This window comes from Pseudomonadales bacterium (genome assembly GCA_024234615.1).
Lineage (GTDB): Bacteria > Pseudomonadota > Gammaproteobacteria > Pseudomonadales > IMCC2047 > JAJFKB01.
On the sequence record JACKNY010000001.1, the window covers coordinates 1,937,351 to 1,952,821 of the forward strand.

The 15,471-nt window shown below is 46.1% G+C and carries 16 protein-coding genes and 2 tRNA genes; 8 read left to right on the plus strand and 10 right to left on the minus strand.

Annotated features, from left to right (window positions below; genetic code table 11):
• Positions 1-9: 9 nt before the first annotated feature.
• The 4 genes from H6995_08740 to H6995_08755 form a co-directional block, all read right to left on the minus strand.
• Positions 10-86: transfer RNA gene (locus H6995_08740), tRNA-Arg, on the minus strand.
• Positions 87-112: 26 nt separating this feature from the next.
• A tRNA-Pro gene (locus H6995_08745) sits at positions 113-189 on the minus strand.
• 121 nt (positions 190-310) lie between these two features.
• Positions 311-1,711: a cysteine--tRNA ligase gene (locus H6995_08750; protein ID MCP5215081.1), complete on the minus strand. Its 1,401-nt coding sequence runs from the start codon at positions 1,709-1,711 to the stop codon at positions 311-313.
• Positions 1,712-1,714: 3 nt separating this feature from the next.
• On the minus strand, positions 1,715-3,397 hold the full coding sequence (locus tag H6995_08755; protein MCP5215082.1) for a glutamine--tRNA ligase/YqeY domain fusion protein: 1,683 nt from the start codon (positions 3,395-3,397) through the stop codon (positions 1,715-1,717).
• A gap of 207 nt (positions 3,398-3,604) precedes the next feature.
• Here H6995_08755 and H6995_08760 point away from each other — a divergent pair, with 207 nt between their 5' ends.
• On the plus strand, positions 3,605-4,105 hold the full coding sequence (locus H6995_08760) for a peptidyl-prolyl cis-trans isomerase (GenBank protein MCP5215083.1): 501 nt from the start codon (positions 3,605-3,607) through the stop codon (positions 4,103-4,105).
• 7 nt (positions 4,106-4,112) lie between these two features.
• Entirely contained in the window at positions 4,113-4,844 is a 732-nt protein-coding gene (locus H6995_08765) for a UDP-2,3-diacylglucosamine diphosphatase (GenBank protein MCP5215084.1), read from the plus strand.
• A gap of 25 nt (positions 4,845-4,869) precedes the next feature.
• Here the strand turns inward: H6995_08765 and H6995_08770 are convergent, their stop codons facing one another.
• Genes H6995_08770 through H6995_08780 form a run of 3 tightly spaced genes read right to left on the minus strand, consistent with a single transcriptional unit; the run spans position 4,870 to position 7,135 of the window.
• Entirely contained in the window at positions 4,870-5,472 is a 603-nt protein-coding gene (locus tag H6995_08770) for a tRNA-(ms[2]io[6]A)-hydroxylase (protein MCP5215085.1), read from the minus strand.
• A 56-nt stretch (positions 5,473-5,528) separates the two neighbouring features.
• Complete coding sequence (gene gorA / locus H6995_08775; GenBank protein ID MCP5215086.1) at positions 5,529-6,887, minus strand: glutathione-disulfide reductase; 1,359 nt, start codon at positions 6,885-6,887, stop codon at positions 5,529-5,531.
• Positions 6,887-7,135, minus strand: coding sequence for a glutaredoxin family protein (locus tag H6995_08780; GenBank protein MCP5215087.1), 249 nt, complete (start codon positions 7,133-7,135; stop codon positions 6,887-6,889). Before H6995_08780 ends, gorA begins: the two co-directional genes overlap by 1 nt.
• A 189-nt stretch (positions 7,136-7,324) precedes the next feature.
• Here H6995_08780 and trxB point away from each other — a divergent pair, with 189 nt between their 5' ends.
• The 4 genes from trxB (at position 7,325) to infA (ending at position 10,080) form a co-directional block, all read left to right on the plus strand.
• Positions 7,325-8,272, plus strand: coding sequence for a thioredoxin-disulfide reductase (gene trxB / locus H6995_08785; protein MCP5215088.1), 948 nt, complete (start codon positions 7,325-7,327; stop codon positions 8,270-8,272).
• Between the two features lie 80 nt (positions 8,273-8,352).
• The gene (locus H6995_08790) at positions 8,353-9,039 is read left to right on the plus strand and encodes a leucyl/phenylalanyl-tRNA--protein transferase (GenBank protein ID MCP5215089.1); all 687 of its coding nucleotides are present in this window, start codon (positions 8,353-8,355) and stop codon (positions 9,037-9,039) included.
• 15 nt (positions 9,040-9,054) lie between these two features.
• Positions 9,055-9,762: an arginyltransferase gene (locus tag H6995_08795; GenBank protein MCP5215090.1), complete on the plus strand. Its 708-nt coding sequence runs from the start codon at positions 9,055-9,057 to the stop codon at positions 9,760-9,762.
• Positions 9,763-9,861: 99 nt separating this feature from the next.
• The gene (infA, locus tag H6995_08800) at positions 9,862-10,080 is read left to right on the plus strand and encodes a translation initiation factor IF-1 (protein MCP5215091.1); all 219 of its coding nucleotides are present in this window, start codon (positions 9,862-9,864) and stop codon (positions 10,078-10,080) included.
• 50 nt (positions 10,081-10,130) lie between these two features.
• Here infA and clpA read toward each other — a convergent pair whose 3' ends face one another.
• The 3 genes from clpA to icd all read right to left on the minus strand — a co-directional run bounded on the left by clpA (position 10,131) and on the right by icd (position 14,254).
• Complete coding sequence (clpA, locus tag H6995_08805; GenBank protein MCP5215092.1) at positions 10,131-12,413, minus strand: ATP-dependent Clp protease ATP-binding subunit ClpA; 2,283 nt, start codon at positions 12,411-12,413, stop codon at positions 10,131-10,133.
• Positions 12,414-12,425: 12 nt separating this feature from the next.
• Positions 12,426-12,776, minus strand: coding sequence for an ATP-dependent Clp protease adapter ClpS (gene clpS, locus H6995_08810; protein MCP5215093.1), 351 nt, complete (start codon positions 12,774-12,776; stop codon positions 12,426-12,428).
• A 218-nt stretch (positions 12,777-12,994) separates the two neighbouring features.
• Positions 12,995-14,254 carry an NADP-dependent isocitrate dehydrogenase gene (gene icd / locus H6995_08815; protein MCP5215094.1) on the minus strand — a complete coding sequence of 420 codons (1,260 nt, stop codon included), beginning with the start codon at positions 14,252-14,254 and terminating at the stop codon, positions 12,995-12,997.
• Positions 14,255-14,438: 184 nt separating this feature from the next.
• Between icd and H6995_08820 the strand changes: the two genes are divergently transcribed.
• Together H6995_08820 and H6995_08825 are read left to right on the plus strand one after the other, a co-directional pair.
• Positions 14,439-14,999, plus strand: coding sequence for a pseudouridine synthase (locus tag H6995_08820; protein ID MCP5215095.1), 561 nt, complete (start codon positions 14,439-14,441; stop codon positions 14,997-14,999).
• Between the two features lie 5 nt (positions 15,000-15,004).
• Entirely contained in the window at positions 15,005-15,454 is a 450-nt protein-coding gene (locus H6995_08825; protein MCP5215096.1) for an NUDIX hydrolase, read from the plus strand.
• The last annotated feature ends 17 nt before the right edge of the window (positions 15,455-15,471 follow it).

Sequence of the window (15,471 nt, forward strand, 5' to 3'; positions counted from 1 at the left end):
CACGACTAATGGCGCGCCCGGCAGGAATCGAACCTGCAACCCTCGGCTTAGAAGGCCGATGCTCTATCCGATTGAGCTACGGGCGCATTAGTGCCTGGGGCCGCATAAAAATTGGTCGGGGTAGAGAGATTCGAACTCCCGACATCCTGCTCCCAAAGCAGGCGCGCTACCAGACTGCGCTATACCCCGATTCTCTACTGCTACTTAGTCGTCTCAGCTTGGAGGACGGCATATTACTCAGCTAGACAAGGTCAGTCAACTATTCACCGCATAATTATCGGTAACTAACTGAGACTTAACTTAGTGAGCATTAAGTACTCTGTCGACGCCAGCTAGTGCCCTCTCTGCCATCATCTAATAATATGCCGTTTGCTATTAACTCATCGCGCAATTGGTCAGCCTTCGCCCACTCTTTTGCCGCACGAGCCGCGTTGCGAGCAGCAATCAAGGCTTCAACCTCTTCAGCACTAATTCCCGGTGCCGCGGTTCCCTGCAAAAACGCTTCCGGAGACTGCTGCAACAAGCCTAATAAACCGGCCAAATCCTTAAGCAAATCTACCAGTTGCGCACTTTTATCGGGTGCTTTATTGATCTCCTTTACCAACTCAAACAAAAGCGCGAGCGCTTCCGGGGTATTGAAATCATCATCCATCGCATCAATAAAACGGTTTCGGTAGGCCTCTAACCGCTCTGCGTCCACGAACTGACCTTTAACACCAGCTGAAACAGCCGCCTGACGCAACGCAGTATAAAAACGCTCCAAGGACTGCTGCGCTTGCTTCAGGTTCTCTTCAGAATAGTTAATTGGGCTGCGGTAATGGCTGGAGATTAAAAAGTAACGCACTACTTCCGGATTATACTTTGCTAACACATCACGAATGGTAAAGAAATTACCCAATGACTTGGACATTTTCTCGTTATCCACTCGCACTGCACCAGCATGCATCCAAATTTGCACATAGGGTTTTCCGGTAGCGGCTTCCGACTGCGCAATCTCATTCTCATGATGAGGAAACTTCAGATCAGGCCCGCCGCCATGAATATCAAAGGTTTCACCCAGACAACAGGTGCTCATCGCCGAGCATTCGATATGCCAACCAGGTCGTCCAGGTCCCCAGGGTGACTCCCAGGCTGCTTCACCCGGCTTGGCTGCTTTCCACAGCACAAAATCCAATGGGCTTTGTTTCGCCTCGTCAATCTCCACCCGCGCGCCAGCTCGCAAGTCTTCCAGGTTGCGCTTACTTAATTTGCCATAATCCTTAAACTTATCAATCCGATAGTAGACATCGCCATTAGCAGCCGCATAGGCATAACCCTTCGCTATTAACGTCCCAATCATATTGAGAATCTGATCCATGTGAGCGGTGGCACGCGGCTCTAAGTCGGGAGGCAGCACACCTAACGCGCGCTCATCCTCATGCATCGCCGCAATAAATCGTTCAGTAAGCTGTTGATAAGGCTCACCGTTTTCTGCGGCACGCTTAAAAATTTTATCATCTACATCCGTGATATTGCGCACATAAGTGACTTGGTAACCCTTATATCTCAAGTAACGGGTAATTACATCAAAAGCAACCATCACTCCGCGCGCATGCCCAATATGACAATAGTCATAGACCGTCATGCCGCAGACATACATTCTGACCTGCCCAGGAACCAGTGGTTTAAACGCTTCTTTCCTACCGCTTAATGAGTTATAGATTTTTAGCACAGCCTAGCCTTGCTTCTGCTGAGTTTTTGCCCATGAATCGCGCAACCCGACGGTTCGATTAAACACTAGTTTTCCCGGTTTCGAATCATATCTGTCCGCACAAAAATAACCCAACCGCTCAAATTGGTAGCGCTGCTCCGGTTCGGCGCTGGCTAATCCCGGCTCCGCTTTACAATTTTGGAGAATTTCCACTGAATCCGGATTCAGGTGTACCAAAAAGTCATCACTATCCGGGCTTTCTTCGGTAAAGAGTTGATCGTAAAGACGAACTTCACAGTCGACTGAGTGTTTCGCTGACACCCAATGTATCACGCCCTTGACCTTACGACCTTCTGGGTTAGCCCCTAACGTCTTGTCATCATAACTACAGCGCAGCTCAACCACATTACCTTGCTCGCTTTTTACGACTTCATCACAACGGATCACATAGGCATTGCGCAGACGTACTTCTCTACCGGGTGCCAAGCGATAATATTTAGCTGGCGGGTCTTCCATAAAATCGTCCTGATCAATATAGATTTCCCGGCAAAAAGGTAACGTACGCTCGCCCATCGCTGCGTCATCGGGGTGGGCTTGTGTAACTAACAACTCTTCTTTGTCTTCAGGGTAATTGGTGATGCTCACCTTAATTGGTCGCAGCACACACATTGCACGCGGCGCATTCACTTCCAAGTCTTCACGTATACTATGCACCAGCATCGCAGCGTCGACGATACCATCGCTTCGAGTAACCCCTATATTGTCACAGAATTTGCGAATCGACGCGGGAGTATAACCACGCCTGCGCAAACCAGAGATGGTCGGCAACCGCGGATCATCCCAACCAGTGACTATGCCTTCATCAATTAAGCGCTTAAGTTTACGCTTACTGGTAAGCGTATGACTGAGGTTCAAGCGTGCAAATTCGATTTGCTGAGGATGGCAAGGCGTGCTGATATTATCCAGCACCCAATCATAAAGTGGGCGATGATCTTCAAATTCAAGGGTACACAGAGAATGCGTGATATTTTCAAGCGCATCGGAAATGCAATGAGTAAAATCGTACATCGGATAAATACACCATTTGTCGCCAGTACGATGGTGAGTTACCCTGCGAATGCGGTAAATAATGGGGTCGCGCATATTCAAGTTGGGCGACGCCATATCGATTTTCGCACGCAAGACATGTGCGCCATCGGCAAACTCACCAGCGCGCATGCGCTTAAACAAGTCCAAATTTTCCTCAATACTACGGGTTCGATAGGGACTATCTTTACCGGGTTGCGTTAGTGTACCGCGATATTCACGCATCTGTTCATTATTTAGACTGCACACATAGGCCTTACCTCTTCCAATCAACTCTACTGCAAAATCAAATAGTTGCTCGAAATAATTAGAAGAAAATTTAACTTCACCATCCCACTCAAACCCGAGCCATCTAACATCGCTCTCAATAGCTTCCACATACGCAGTGCTTTCTTTTTCCGGATTAGTGTCATCAAAACGCAGATTGCAGCGTCCATCAGCGTAGTCCTTGGCAATACCGAAATTGAGGCAAATCGATTTGGCGTGACCAATATGCAGAAAACCATTTGGTTCCGGCGGAAAACGGGTGACTACTTTTCCGTTATGTTTGCCTTGGCGCAAATCGTCATCAATGATATTGCGAATAAAGTTAGATTTGCTTGTTGTATCAGTATTGTTCATCATAAATAAACGCGATAAAGTCTCAGCTATGTCTTCTAGTCAGGAAATCTAGACTGCAACGAATCAGTCAGCCTAGCAATCCGCCAGAAATACCTTAAAAATAAGACCAGACATTATAACTGCCTTGCGCAATGCTGCTAGAGCAAAGCACAAGAAAATAAGAAATAACTTTGTTTACATCATCACGTCGAACAACGGGAGTCCTTGATGATCATTTTGCACACTAATTTTGGCGATATTCGAATCGAGTTGAATAGTTCAAAAGCACCCATCAGCTCAAAAAACTTTAAGGCCTACGCAAAAAGTGGCTTTTATAATGGCACTATATTTCATCGTGTTATTAAAAACTTTATGATTCAGGGCGGTGGCTTTGAGGTAGGCATGAAACAAAAAACCACCAATGACCCTATTCAAAACGAAGCTGATAATGGCCTAAGTAATCTTCGCGGCAGCATCGCCATGGCGAGAACAATGGAGCCACACTCAGCTACAGCTCAATTTTTTATTAACCTGGAAGATAATACTTTCCTCGATCACAGCTCCAAATCTACTGAGGGCTGGGGTTATGCCGTTTTCGGCAAAGTGGTTGAGGGTATGGAAGTTGTCGATAAAATAAAAGCCGTTAACACGACGGTAAAATCTGGGCATCAGGATGTACCCGCTGATGACGTAATTATCGAATCCGTTGAATTGGTGGATGATTTTTAACAGTCAAATGACTACGTTATTTATATCCGACCTGCATTTACAACCGCAAAAGCCTGCTGTTGTGCAGGCTTTTTTGCAGTTTATCCGGACTCAAACACAGGAGGTCGACGCCCTCTATATTCTTGGTGATCTGTTTGAAGCCTGGATTGGCGACGATTTCAATAACGCTTTTAGCGATGCGATCAAAGCAGCATTGTCTTCCCTCAGAGCACGCGACGTTCCAGTTTTTTTGATTCATGGTAATCGTGACTTTCTAATCGGCGAGCTATTCGCCACTCAAACTGGCTGCCAGATACTCTCCGATCCGACATTGATTGATCTCTACGGAATCCCTACTCTGTTAATGCATGGCGACACCCTGTGCACTGATGATACCGCCTACCTTGAATTTCGCAGAATGGTACGTAATCCTGATTGGCAAAAAGAGTTATTGGGGAAATCTATCCCAGATCGTCTTGCCATCGCGCAAAACCTACGCGATGTCAGCAAGGAAAAAACAGGCGGAAAAACGGCTCAAATTATGGATGTCACTCGATCTGAAGTGGAAAGAGTTATGTCTGAGCATCAGGTGCAGCGATTAATTCATGGGCATACCCATCGCCCACAGGTGCACCAACTGAGTATCGCAAACACGCCAGCTGAGCGTATTGTGCTCGGTGACTGGGATAAGCATGGCTGGGTTTTAAAGGTTGATCCTACTACGTATCAACTGGAGCAGTTTAACATTGTGCAGGGATAACCCTATCGATAGCAACGACGGTTGCTTACACGGGTGTGCCACTGTGAAATCGAAATTCCGAATCTGGCGCTAAAATCAACTGCCCCTCTTTCTCAGCAAATAACTCAATTCGATCTTTAATCGGCTCATCACTATAAAGCTCCGCCAAAGCCAGATAATCCTGGTAATGCCGACCTTCAGAACGTAATAAAGAACGATAAAATTTAGATAACGGCGCTTCCAAGTGGGGCGCAAGCATAGCAAAGCGTTCGCAGGAACGTGCCTCAACAAATGCGCCGACAATCAAAATATCAACAAAGCGCGCCGGTTCATGGGTACGAACCAAGGCACGCAAGCCACTGGCATATCGAGAAGGCGTTAGGTGCCGGTATTCGATATTACGCTCGCGCATAATCTCCATGACCTGCTCAAAGTGTAATAACTCCTCACGGGCAAGCTGCGCCATTTTATGCAGCATCTCCACACGATCAACATACCGATAAATCAAACTCATTGCGGTGGACGCTGCTTTCTTCTCGCAATGAGCATGATCAATTAGCAGGAGCTCAATATTCTGAAGCGCTTTATCGATCCATTCTTGTGGTGTTTCGCAGATTAAAAATTCTTTTATTTCCGAAAGTTGCGGCATTTATTTAAATTTATTCTAGATAATTGATAGGCTCTATAACTCAGTTTGCTGTTGGTTTAGCGAACTGGCTCACGCATAGTAACGAACTCCTCCGCCGAGGTTGGATGAATCCCAATGGTCTGATCAAATATGGCTTTGGTCGCTCCGGCCTTTATTGCTACAGCAATGCCCTGCATAATTTCACCCGCATCCGCCCCGACCATATGTACGCCCAATACCTTGTCCGTGTATTTATCCACTACCATTTTCATTAAACAACGTTCATCACTACCGCTCAAGGTATGCTTTAGCGCCCGAAAAGTGGAACTGAAAATGGCAACATTGAACCCTTGCTCCAGTGCTTCTTCCTCGCTAAGACCGACAGTGCCAATATTAGGCTGACAAAACACCGCCGTTGGAATCGCATTGTAATCAAGTAAACTGTCATCCCCCTGGTATAAATGCTTCACTAGGGCCATCCCTTCCGCCAAGGCAACCGGTGTCAACTGAATGCGCCCCACTACATCACCCAGCGCATAAATTGATGGCACGCTGGTTTGGAAGTGATTATCGATTAAAATAGCGCCATCTTTACCCGTCGCGACACCAACCCGGTCTAGCCCCAATCCCTCGATTTTAGGTTTACGGCCCGTCGCGTAGAGGATGGTATCAACTATCCTAGTTTCGCCGTTGTTCAACTGCGCCTTCAAGCGCCCATCCGCCAACTTTTCGATGCTTTCAATATCTGCATTAAACGCCAGCTTAACACCTTTTTTGCTCACCTCATCGCGCACAAACTCGCGCACATCCTTATCGAAGCCACGCAAGAATAAATCACGACGATAGATCAGCTCGGTATCAGCGCCTAAGCCATTAAAAATACCTGCAAATTCGATGGCTATGTATCCCCCACCCACCACCAACACCTTTTCTGGAAATCGTTCCAAATAAAAGGCTTCGTTGGAAGTAATGACATGCTCGGAACCGTGAAAATCGGGCACAAATGGCCAACCGCCGGTAGCAACTAAAATTGTCTCAGCCGTAAAATGTTGACCGTTTACTATGACGCTATGGGCATCGTGCAAGCTTGCATAGCCATTAATCAATTTAGCACCTGCGTTTTCGAGCAAGCCAGCGTAGATTTTATTTAGCCTTTCAATTTCCTTATTTTTATTATCTCTTAGCATCGTCCAATTAAATCTGGGGCTGCCTTCCAACTGCCAGCCATAAGCATTCGCATCGTGAAAATCCTCACTATAATGCGCCCCGTAGACAAATAGCTTTTTCGGTACACAGCCTACATTCACGCAGGTACCACCCAGGTATCGGTCTTCCGCAATGGCCACTCGCTTACCCAGCGTCGCCGCCATTCTTGCCGCACGAACACCACCGGAACCCGCACCTATTACAAACAGATCATAATCGTATTGCGCCATTAAGCTAACCTCAACTTTTTGATATATTCCAACAAACTCTCGGCATCAAAGGGCCAATCCAGTTCTACTGGAGAGCCCACCATTGCCAGTACCGGTATTCTAATGGCATAACGCGCCATAAGCTCATCGCTATCACTGATATCTATTAGCTTTAACTCGTAATCGAACCCCTCACACTCACTGTAAATAAGGCTTTGCGCCTTCTCACAAAGCTGACAGTATTCGGTGGTATAAAGTACGAGTTGCATTAAAATGGGCCGATAATGATAAAACGCGTTACTATAAACAGTCACTTCAGTATTTAAAACTGCTATTTAACCCGCCTTCATTAATTAACTCATACTTTTTATCCTAGCTTAGGTGCCCATGCTAACCGGTTTCCATTATCATAGCGGGTTATAGCGAACTCTAACCCAATAACGCATTAGGACACAGGAATGAGTGAAGTAAAACACTGCAAACTACTAATTCTGGGTTCCGGGCCTGCCGGATACTCAGCCGCCGTTTACGCGGCTCGCGCCAATCTTAATCCGGTGTTAATAACCGGCATGCAAGCTGGCGGACAATTGACAACCACCACCGACGTCGATAATTGGCCAGGCGACGTGGAAGGTTTGCAGGGTCCGGATTTGATGGAGCGCATGCAACGCCACGCAGAACGCTTTAATACAGAAATTATTTTCGATCATATTAATAAGGTTGATCTAGAGAACCGTCCTTTTCGGTTATTTGGCGATACAAATGCTTACACCTGCGATGCCCTCATTATTGCTACCGGCGCTTCTGCACAATACTTAGGTCTGCCATCAGAAGACGCCTTTGCCGGTAAAGGCGTGAGTGCTTGTGCCACCTGCGATGGCTTCTTTTATCGCAAACAGAAGGTCGCCGTCATCGGTGGTGGTAATACCGCTGTCGAAGAGGCGCTTTACCTATCTAATATTGCTGAGGAAGTCATCTTAGTTCACCGTCGCGATAAATTAAGATCGGAAAAAATTCTTCAAGACAAGCTATTTGAAAAGGCAAAAAGCGGCAACGTTAAGCTTTTATGGAATCATACGCTGGATGAGATACTGGGTGACGATATGGGCGTCACCGGAATGCGAGTCAAAAGTACCGAAACGGGCGCAACTCAGGAAATCGCACTACAGGGTGTCTTTATTGCGATCGGGCACAAACCCAATACCGAAATATTTGCAGGCCAGCTGGAAATGAATAATGGCTACATTAACATTCAGAGCGGTCTCAACGGTAATGCGACGGCGACCAGCGTTCCCGGGGTATTTGCAGCAGGCGACGTGGCTGACCAAGTCTATCGCCAAGCGGTAACTTCGGCCGGATTCGGCTGTATGGCCGCACTGGATGCTGAAAAGTATTTGGATGAGTAACAAACATTCTTTGCTCTAAAGCGGCCGCAGGACTGACGCCAGCGGTTTAGATTCTGTTGCAGAATATCGATACTATTGAAATGTCAGAAATAACGCTTTTAAGCGAAAATCGCACCGACTTCCCCAGTGTTGAGCGCGCCATGAGTGACCCTAATGGATTGCTAGCCGTTGGCGGCGACCTAACTCATACGAGGCTACTCAGTGCCTATCAGGCTGGTATTTTTCCTTGGTATGAGGAAAACCAGCCGATTCTGTGGTGGAGCCCGGATCCACGCTGCGTGTTGTTTCTCGATGACTTCCATGTCTCTAAAAGCTTGCGCCGTCGAACCCTGAATAAAAATCTTTTCACCGTCACTTTTGATAAGGCATTTGCCCACGTAGTAAATGCCTGTGCCGGAGAACGTAAAAAGAACCAGGGCACTTGGATCACTCCGGAAATTAAATTTGCTTATAGCGAGTTACATCTTCTCGGGCTCGGCCACTCAGTAGAGGTATGGCAGGATGATAGCCTGGTCGGTGGCGTTTACGGTGTCGCCATGGGGAGCGTGTTTTTTGGCGAATCCATGTTTAGTACTAAATCCAACGCCTCCAAAGTTGCGCTCTATTATTTAGTTGAAAAGTTACGTGCGTTAGCCTTTACTTTAATTGACTGCCAAGTTTATAACCCACATCTAGAATCACTTGGCGCGGTCTGCATACCCAGACAAACATTTATAGCGCATTTGAAGGAAGCTATACCAGACTCCCATCTGTCACTTTGGCGCTAGGCTTGGTTGTATCTCATGTCGACCATTGAAGAAATTACGCTTTACCAAACAGCTCCACACCAGTGCAGTTATCGAAACGATCAGCTGGCGAGTACCCTTTTTGTTGACCCTGAATTGAAAGTTACACCTGAAATTCTGACTTACCTCTCCCAACGCGGATTTCGCCGCAGCGGAGAATACATTTACCTACCCAATTGTGAAACCTGTTCCGCCTGCATTTCAACGCGACTCCCTGTCACCTTATTCACTCCAAATCGAACTCAGAAACGCGTATGGAAGCGCAACCAGGATTTAGCTATCACCCTCGCAGAACCGCAGTTTACAGATGAAATATACGACCTCTATCAAAGGTATATCGAAACCCGTCACGCAGATGGAGATATGCACCCTGCCACAAAAGAGCAATATCACAGTTTTTTAGTAGAGAGTTATGTGGATAGTTTTTTTCTGGAGTTTAGGCTAAAACGTAAATTAGTTGCTGTGGCTGTAACCGATATTCTAACAAACGCCTATTCCGCTGTTTATACCTTTTTTGAACCAGAACTAACGCAACGTAGTTTAGGTGTATATTCGGTACTGGCACAGATCGAACATACCAAAAAGGCAGCATTCGATCACCTTTACCTGGGCTATTGGGTCAAGCAGTGCCGCAAAATGAACTATAAGCTGCAATACCGCCCAATAGAACTCCTAGTAAATGATCAATGGACTCTGCTCAGCTAGTTAACCTCTGGTTTTCCCTCTCATAAAAAAGTTGATTAAGCCGAAGCATTTAGGCAGAATGCACGCCTCTAAATAAAAACACAGGAGCAGTCATTCCGTATGGCTAAAGAAGGCCAAATTGAAATGGAAGGTGAAATCATCGACACCTTACCTAACACCATGTTTCGAGTGAAGCTCGAAAATGGTCACATCGTTACTGCGCATATTTCAGGTAAAATGCGTAAGAACTACATTCGAATTCTTACCGGCGATAAAGTAACCGTAGAATTAACTCCTTACGATCTTAGTAAAGGCCGTATTACTTATCGTGCAAGGTAGGCTGAAGGTATAATTAATCCAATTCATTTCATCACACAGCTCAAAAAACTCTAGTGCTCGGCTGCCGCCTCTTCTGCACAGAGGCTGAAGACCAATTCATCATCCTCAACTGTCACTAGCACAGAACCACCTTTTTCAGCTAACTCACCAAATAAGATTGCTTCCGCAAGAGGTTTTTTCAGCTTATCGTGAATAAGCCGCGCCATTGGTCGAGCGCCCATTTTCTCATCGTATCCGTGTTCTGCCAACCAAGCGCGTGCTGCCTCATCGACATCGATATGTACTTTTTTATCATCGAGTTGAGCTTGCAGCTCAACCAAGAACTTATCAACGACATTTTTAATAACCCGCTCATCCAGTGCACTAAATTGGATAATACCGTCTAATCGATTTCTGAACTCCGGCGTAAAGGCTTTTTTCACTTCTTCCATACCATCGGTACTGTGGTCCTGATTAGTAAACCCAATGGAACGTCGACTCATCATTTCAGCGCCAGCATTCGTCGTCATAATGATGACCACATTACGAAAGTCCGCTTTACGGCCATTGTTGTCTGTCAAGGTGCCGTGATCCATCACCTGGAGTAACAGGTTAAAGACTTCCGGGTGCGCTTTTTCTATCTCATCAAGCAACAGCACGCAGTGGGGGTGTTTAGTGATCGCCTCAGTTAACAAACCGCCTTGATCAAAACCAACATAGCCGGGAGGAGCCCCAATCAGACGCGAGACAGTGTGTCGTTCCATATATTCAGACATATCAAAACGAATTAGCTCAACTCCCATTACCTTTGCTAATTGGCGCGTTAGTTCGGTTTTACCGACACCCGTCGGGCCTGCAAAGAGGAAAGAGCCGATAGGTTTTTCGATATCCTTAAGCCCAGCACGTGATAGTTTAATCGCGGTACTGATAGCATCTATCGCGTCATTTTGCCCAAAGACAACCATTTTTAGATCACGATCAATAGTCTTCAAAAGCTTTTTATCAGAGGATGAAACGCTTTGCGCAGGCACTCGTGCGATACTAGCAACGATATTTTCAATTTCATGTACGCCAATCACTTTTTTGCGCTTTCCTTCAGGCCGCATCCGTTGAAAAGCACCCGCTTCGTCAATCACGTCGATGGCTTTGTCGGGCATATGACGATCAGTTATGTATCTATCCGCTAATTGAGCCGCCGTGCGCAGTGATTTATCGGTAAATCGAACCTCATGATGCTCTTCAAAACGTCCTTTCAGACCTTTAAGAATTTTGTAAGTATCCTCAACATTCGGCTCTTCGATATCAACCTTTTGGAAACGTCGTGACAACGCGCGGTCTTTATCAAAAATTCCACGGTATTCCTGATAGGTTGTAGAGCCGATACAACGAATCCCACGATTACTTAATACCGGTTTCAGTAGATTAGAAGCGTCCATGACGCCACCAGAGGCGGCGCCCGCTCCTATTATGGTATGAATTTCATCAATAAATAGAATGGCATGAGGCTGATTTTTCAGTTCAGATAATAGTGCTTTAAAGCGCTTCTCGAAGTCACCGCGATATTTAGTGCCTGCCAGTAACGCCCCCATATCCAAAGAATATACGACACCTTCTTTAATCACATCCGGCACTTGACCATCTTCAATTAGCTTCGCTAACCCCTCAGCAATAGCTGTTTTGCCAACCCCGGACTCTCCAACCAGCAAAGGATTATTCTTACGACGCCGTGAGAGAATTTGAACGACACGACTAATTTCCTCATCGCGCCCAATCAACGGGTCAATCAAGCCCAGCTTCGCTTGCTTATTTAAATTCGTCGCGTATTGAACCAAAGCACTTTGTCCTTGGCCCTCTCTACCAGAATCCGTATCAAGCTGGTCATGCCCTATTTCATCTTGTTCGCCATTTTCTCCCACCTTAGAGCTGGGAATGCCATGCGCGATGTAGTTGACCACATCAATTCGACTAATACTCTGCTGTTTCAACAAGAAAACGGCCTGACTTTCCTGCTCACTAAAAATAGCGACCAGCACGTTTGCGCCAGTAACTTCTTTTTTACCAGACGATTGGACGTGAAACACGGCTCTTTGTAATACCCGTTGAAACCCTAAAGTCGGCTGAGTTTCTACCTCGGCTCTGGCATCTGGAATTACTGGCGTCGTGGCATCGACAAAGGCATTAAGCTCACGACGTAGAATTGACAAGTCCACGCCACAGGCGCGCAAAACTTCTACCGCCGAACTATTATCCAGCAGCGCCAGCAGCAGATGCTCTACGGTCATATATTCATGCCGTTTCTCACGCGCATCTTTAAATGCCAAGTTTAGGGTGATTTCAAGATCTTTGCTTAACATATGAGACCTCAATCAGTCTACTTTATCAATTCCACATAATAAGGGGTGTTCACTTTCGCTGGCAAACTGGTTGACCTGTATTACCTTCGTTTCCGCGATGTCACGCGTATAAACACCGCACACCGCTTTACCCTGAGTATGTACCGTTAACATAACCTGAGTCGCCTTTTCTCGATCCATGTTAAAAAAAGTCTCTAGTATTTCGACGACAAACTCCATGGGGGTGTAATCATCGTTATACATAATCACTTTGTACATCGAAGGCTGCTTAAGTTTGGGCTTGGCATGCTCCAGCGCCAAATTGCCATCGTCTTTTTGATCGCCTTGATTTAAGGTTAGTTCAATCTTCAAGGAATTACTCATAATTTCAGTTAAAAAATCTGATCGCTTAGGAATCGATACAAAACCATAATATTGCACTAGACCCCGCTCTGTAAAACAAGTTTAGAGCAAGCGATAATAAGTTTATAGTTTATTCGGTGATGACTTAACAAAGATTTGAGAAACATCTCAAAAGAAGGGGGCAACCGGGCTCAAATATTAATGAACCCGGCTGACTGGATAGCGCCACAGAGTAATAGTTAACCCATGTGTTTAATAATTTCTTTTCCAAACTGAGATGCAGAAACCAAGGAAGCGCCTTCCATCAAACGCTCAAAATCATAGGTGACGGTCTTGGCTGCTATTGCCGCTTCGGTACCTTTGATAATAAGGTCCGCCGCTTCATTCCAGCCCATATAACGTAGCATCATTTCAGCAGATAGAATCAGAGAACCCGGATTTACCTTATCTTGACCTGCGTATTTAGGTGCCGTACCGTGAGTTGCTTCAAAAATCGCTACTTTATCGCCGATGTTGGCGCCTGGCGCGATACCAATACCGCCAACCTGCGCCGCCAGTGCATCAGACAGGTAATCACCATTCAAATTTAGGGTCGCAATGACGCTGTATTCGTCTGGACGTAGCAGAATTTGCTGTAACATGGCATCAGCAATTACATCTTTGACAATGATATCTTTGCCGGTTTTAGGATTTTTCAATACACACCAGGGACCGCCGTCCAGCAGCTCAGCGCCAAACTCTTCGCGAGCCAACTCATAGCCCCACTCTTTGAACGCACCTTCGGTGAATTTCATAATATTGCCTTTGTGCACCAAGGTGACACTCGGCAAATTCTGATCGATGGCATATTGGATAGTGCGACGCACTAAACGTTGCGTCCCTTCTTTAGACACCGGTTTAATGCCGATACCGCACTCTTGAGGGAAACGTATTTTGGTTACACCAAAGTCTTCTTGCAGAATTTTGATCAATTTGTCTGCTTCTGGACTGCCAGCCGCCCACTCGACACCCGCATAGATGTCTTCAGAGTTTTCTCGGAAAATTACCATATTAGTCTTGCCAGGCTCTTTCACCGGACTGGGAACGCCCTCAAACCAACGCACCGGGCGCTGACACACGTAAAGATCTAATTCCTGACGCAAGGCCACATTAAGCGACCTAATACCGCCTCCAACTGGCGTAGTCAGAGGACCTTTAATGCCAATAGTAAATTCGGTGAAAGCTTGTAGAGTCTCTTCCGGCAACCATTGATCGTCACCATAGACACGAACGGCCTTTTCACCAGAGTAAACTTCCATCCAAGCAATTGAACGCTGGCCACCGTAGGCCTTTTCAACCGCTGCGTCGACAACATTGATCATCGGGGGAGTGACATCAACACCAATGCCATCACCTTCTATAAAAGGTATGATGGGTCGATTGGGAACGTTTAAGGAATGATCTGAATTGACGGTAATTTTTTCACCGTCTTGTGGAACTGAAATGTGCTGATATGACATACTGGTCTCCGTCAAAAACTACTTTTACCTATCTTCTTTAATCTTTCTACCTGAACCCCATTACTTTTATTAGAATAGCGGCTGCGTAATATAAATATCAGGTAAATTTGAATCAATATTTCCATTTGATCGCCCCTGCCGAGGGCTGCAAATGATATAGGGTTTAAGTGAAATCATCCAGGCTATGGCAAAAATTATCCTATTTAATAAACCTTTTCGTGTCCTATCTCAATTTACGGGTGATCCCGGTCAGCACACACTTTCATCTTTCATCGATATTCCCGGCGTATATCCAGCCGGCAGACTCGACAACGACTCCGAAGGTCTCCTAATTCTAACGGATGATGGCGCGTTACAGCACCGCATTAGCCACCCCAAGCATAAACTTGAAAAAACCTACTGGGCTCAGGTAGAAGGTGAAATTACTGCCGAAGCAATCAACACTTTGAGAACAGGCGTCAACCTCAAAGACGGCTTGACCAACCCCGCTAAGGTTAGCGGCATTACCGAGCCAAGCCTCTGGCCACGCGATCCGCCAGTTCGATTTAGGGCCAATATTTCCACCTCCTGGATTGAATTAAAAATCAGCGAAGGTAGAAACCGGCAGGTACGCCGTATGACAGCTGCCGTGGGGTTCCCGACCCTAAGGCTGGTACGGTTCGCCATCGGCAAGTGGACCTTAGAAAACATACAGCCGGGTGAATACAGGAAAATAACATTAAATGACTCAACTGGAATGAGATAAAAACGATGCCAAAACCTTGGTACCCACATCTGGTCGTGGCAGCAATCATCGAGTGCGATGGAAAGTTTCTAATGATTGAAGAAAGGTCGGATGGTATGCAGGTTATCAACCAGCCTGCAGGCCATGTCGAAAAAGGTGAAACCCTAATTCAAGCGGCACTGCGCGAGACCCTTGAAGAAACCGGATGGCATGTCGAGCTACAAAGTATTACGGGCTTTTACCAGTATCACTCTCCACACAATGACATTACCTATTTCCGATGTTGCTTTAATGGCACAGTTAAACAACAGGTCACCCGGGATTTGGATGATGGCATCATTCGTACGCTGTGGCTAAGTTATGAAGAAATAAAGGCTATTGAGAACCACTTACGCAGTCCTCTGGTACTGACCTGTATCGAAGACTATCTTAAAGGGCAGCGTTTCGCTTTAGATAGTATTTCTTATTTACTATAACGCTATTGCGCTGGCTA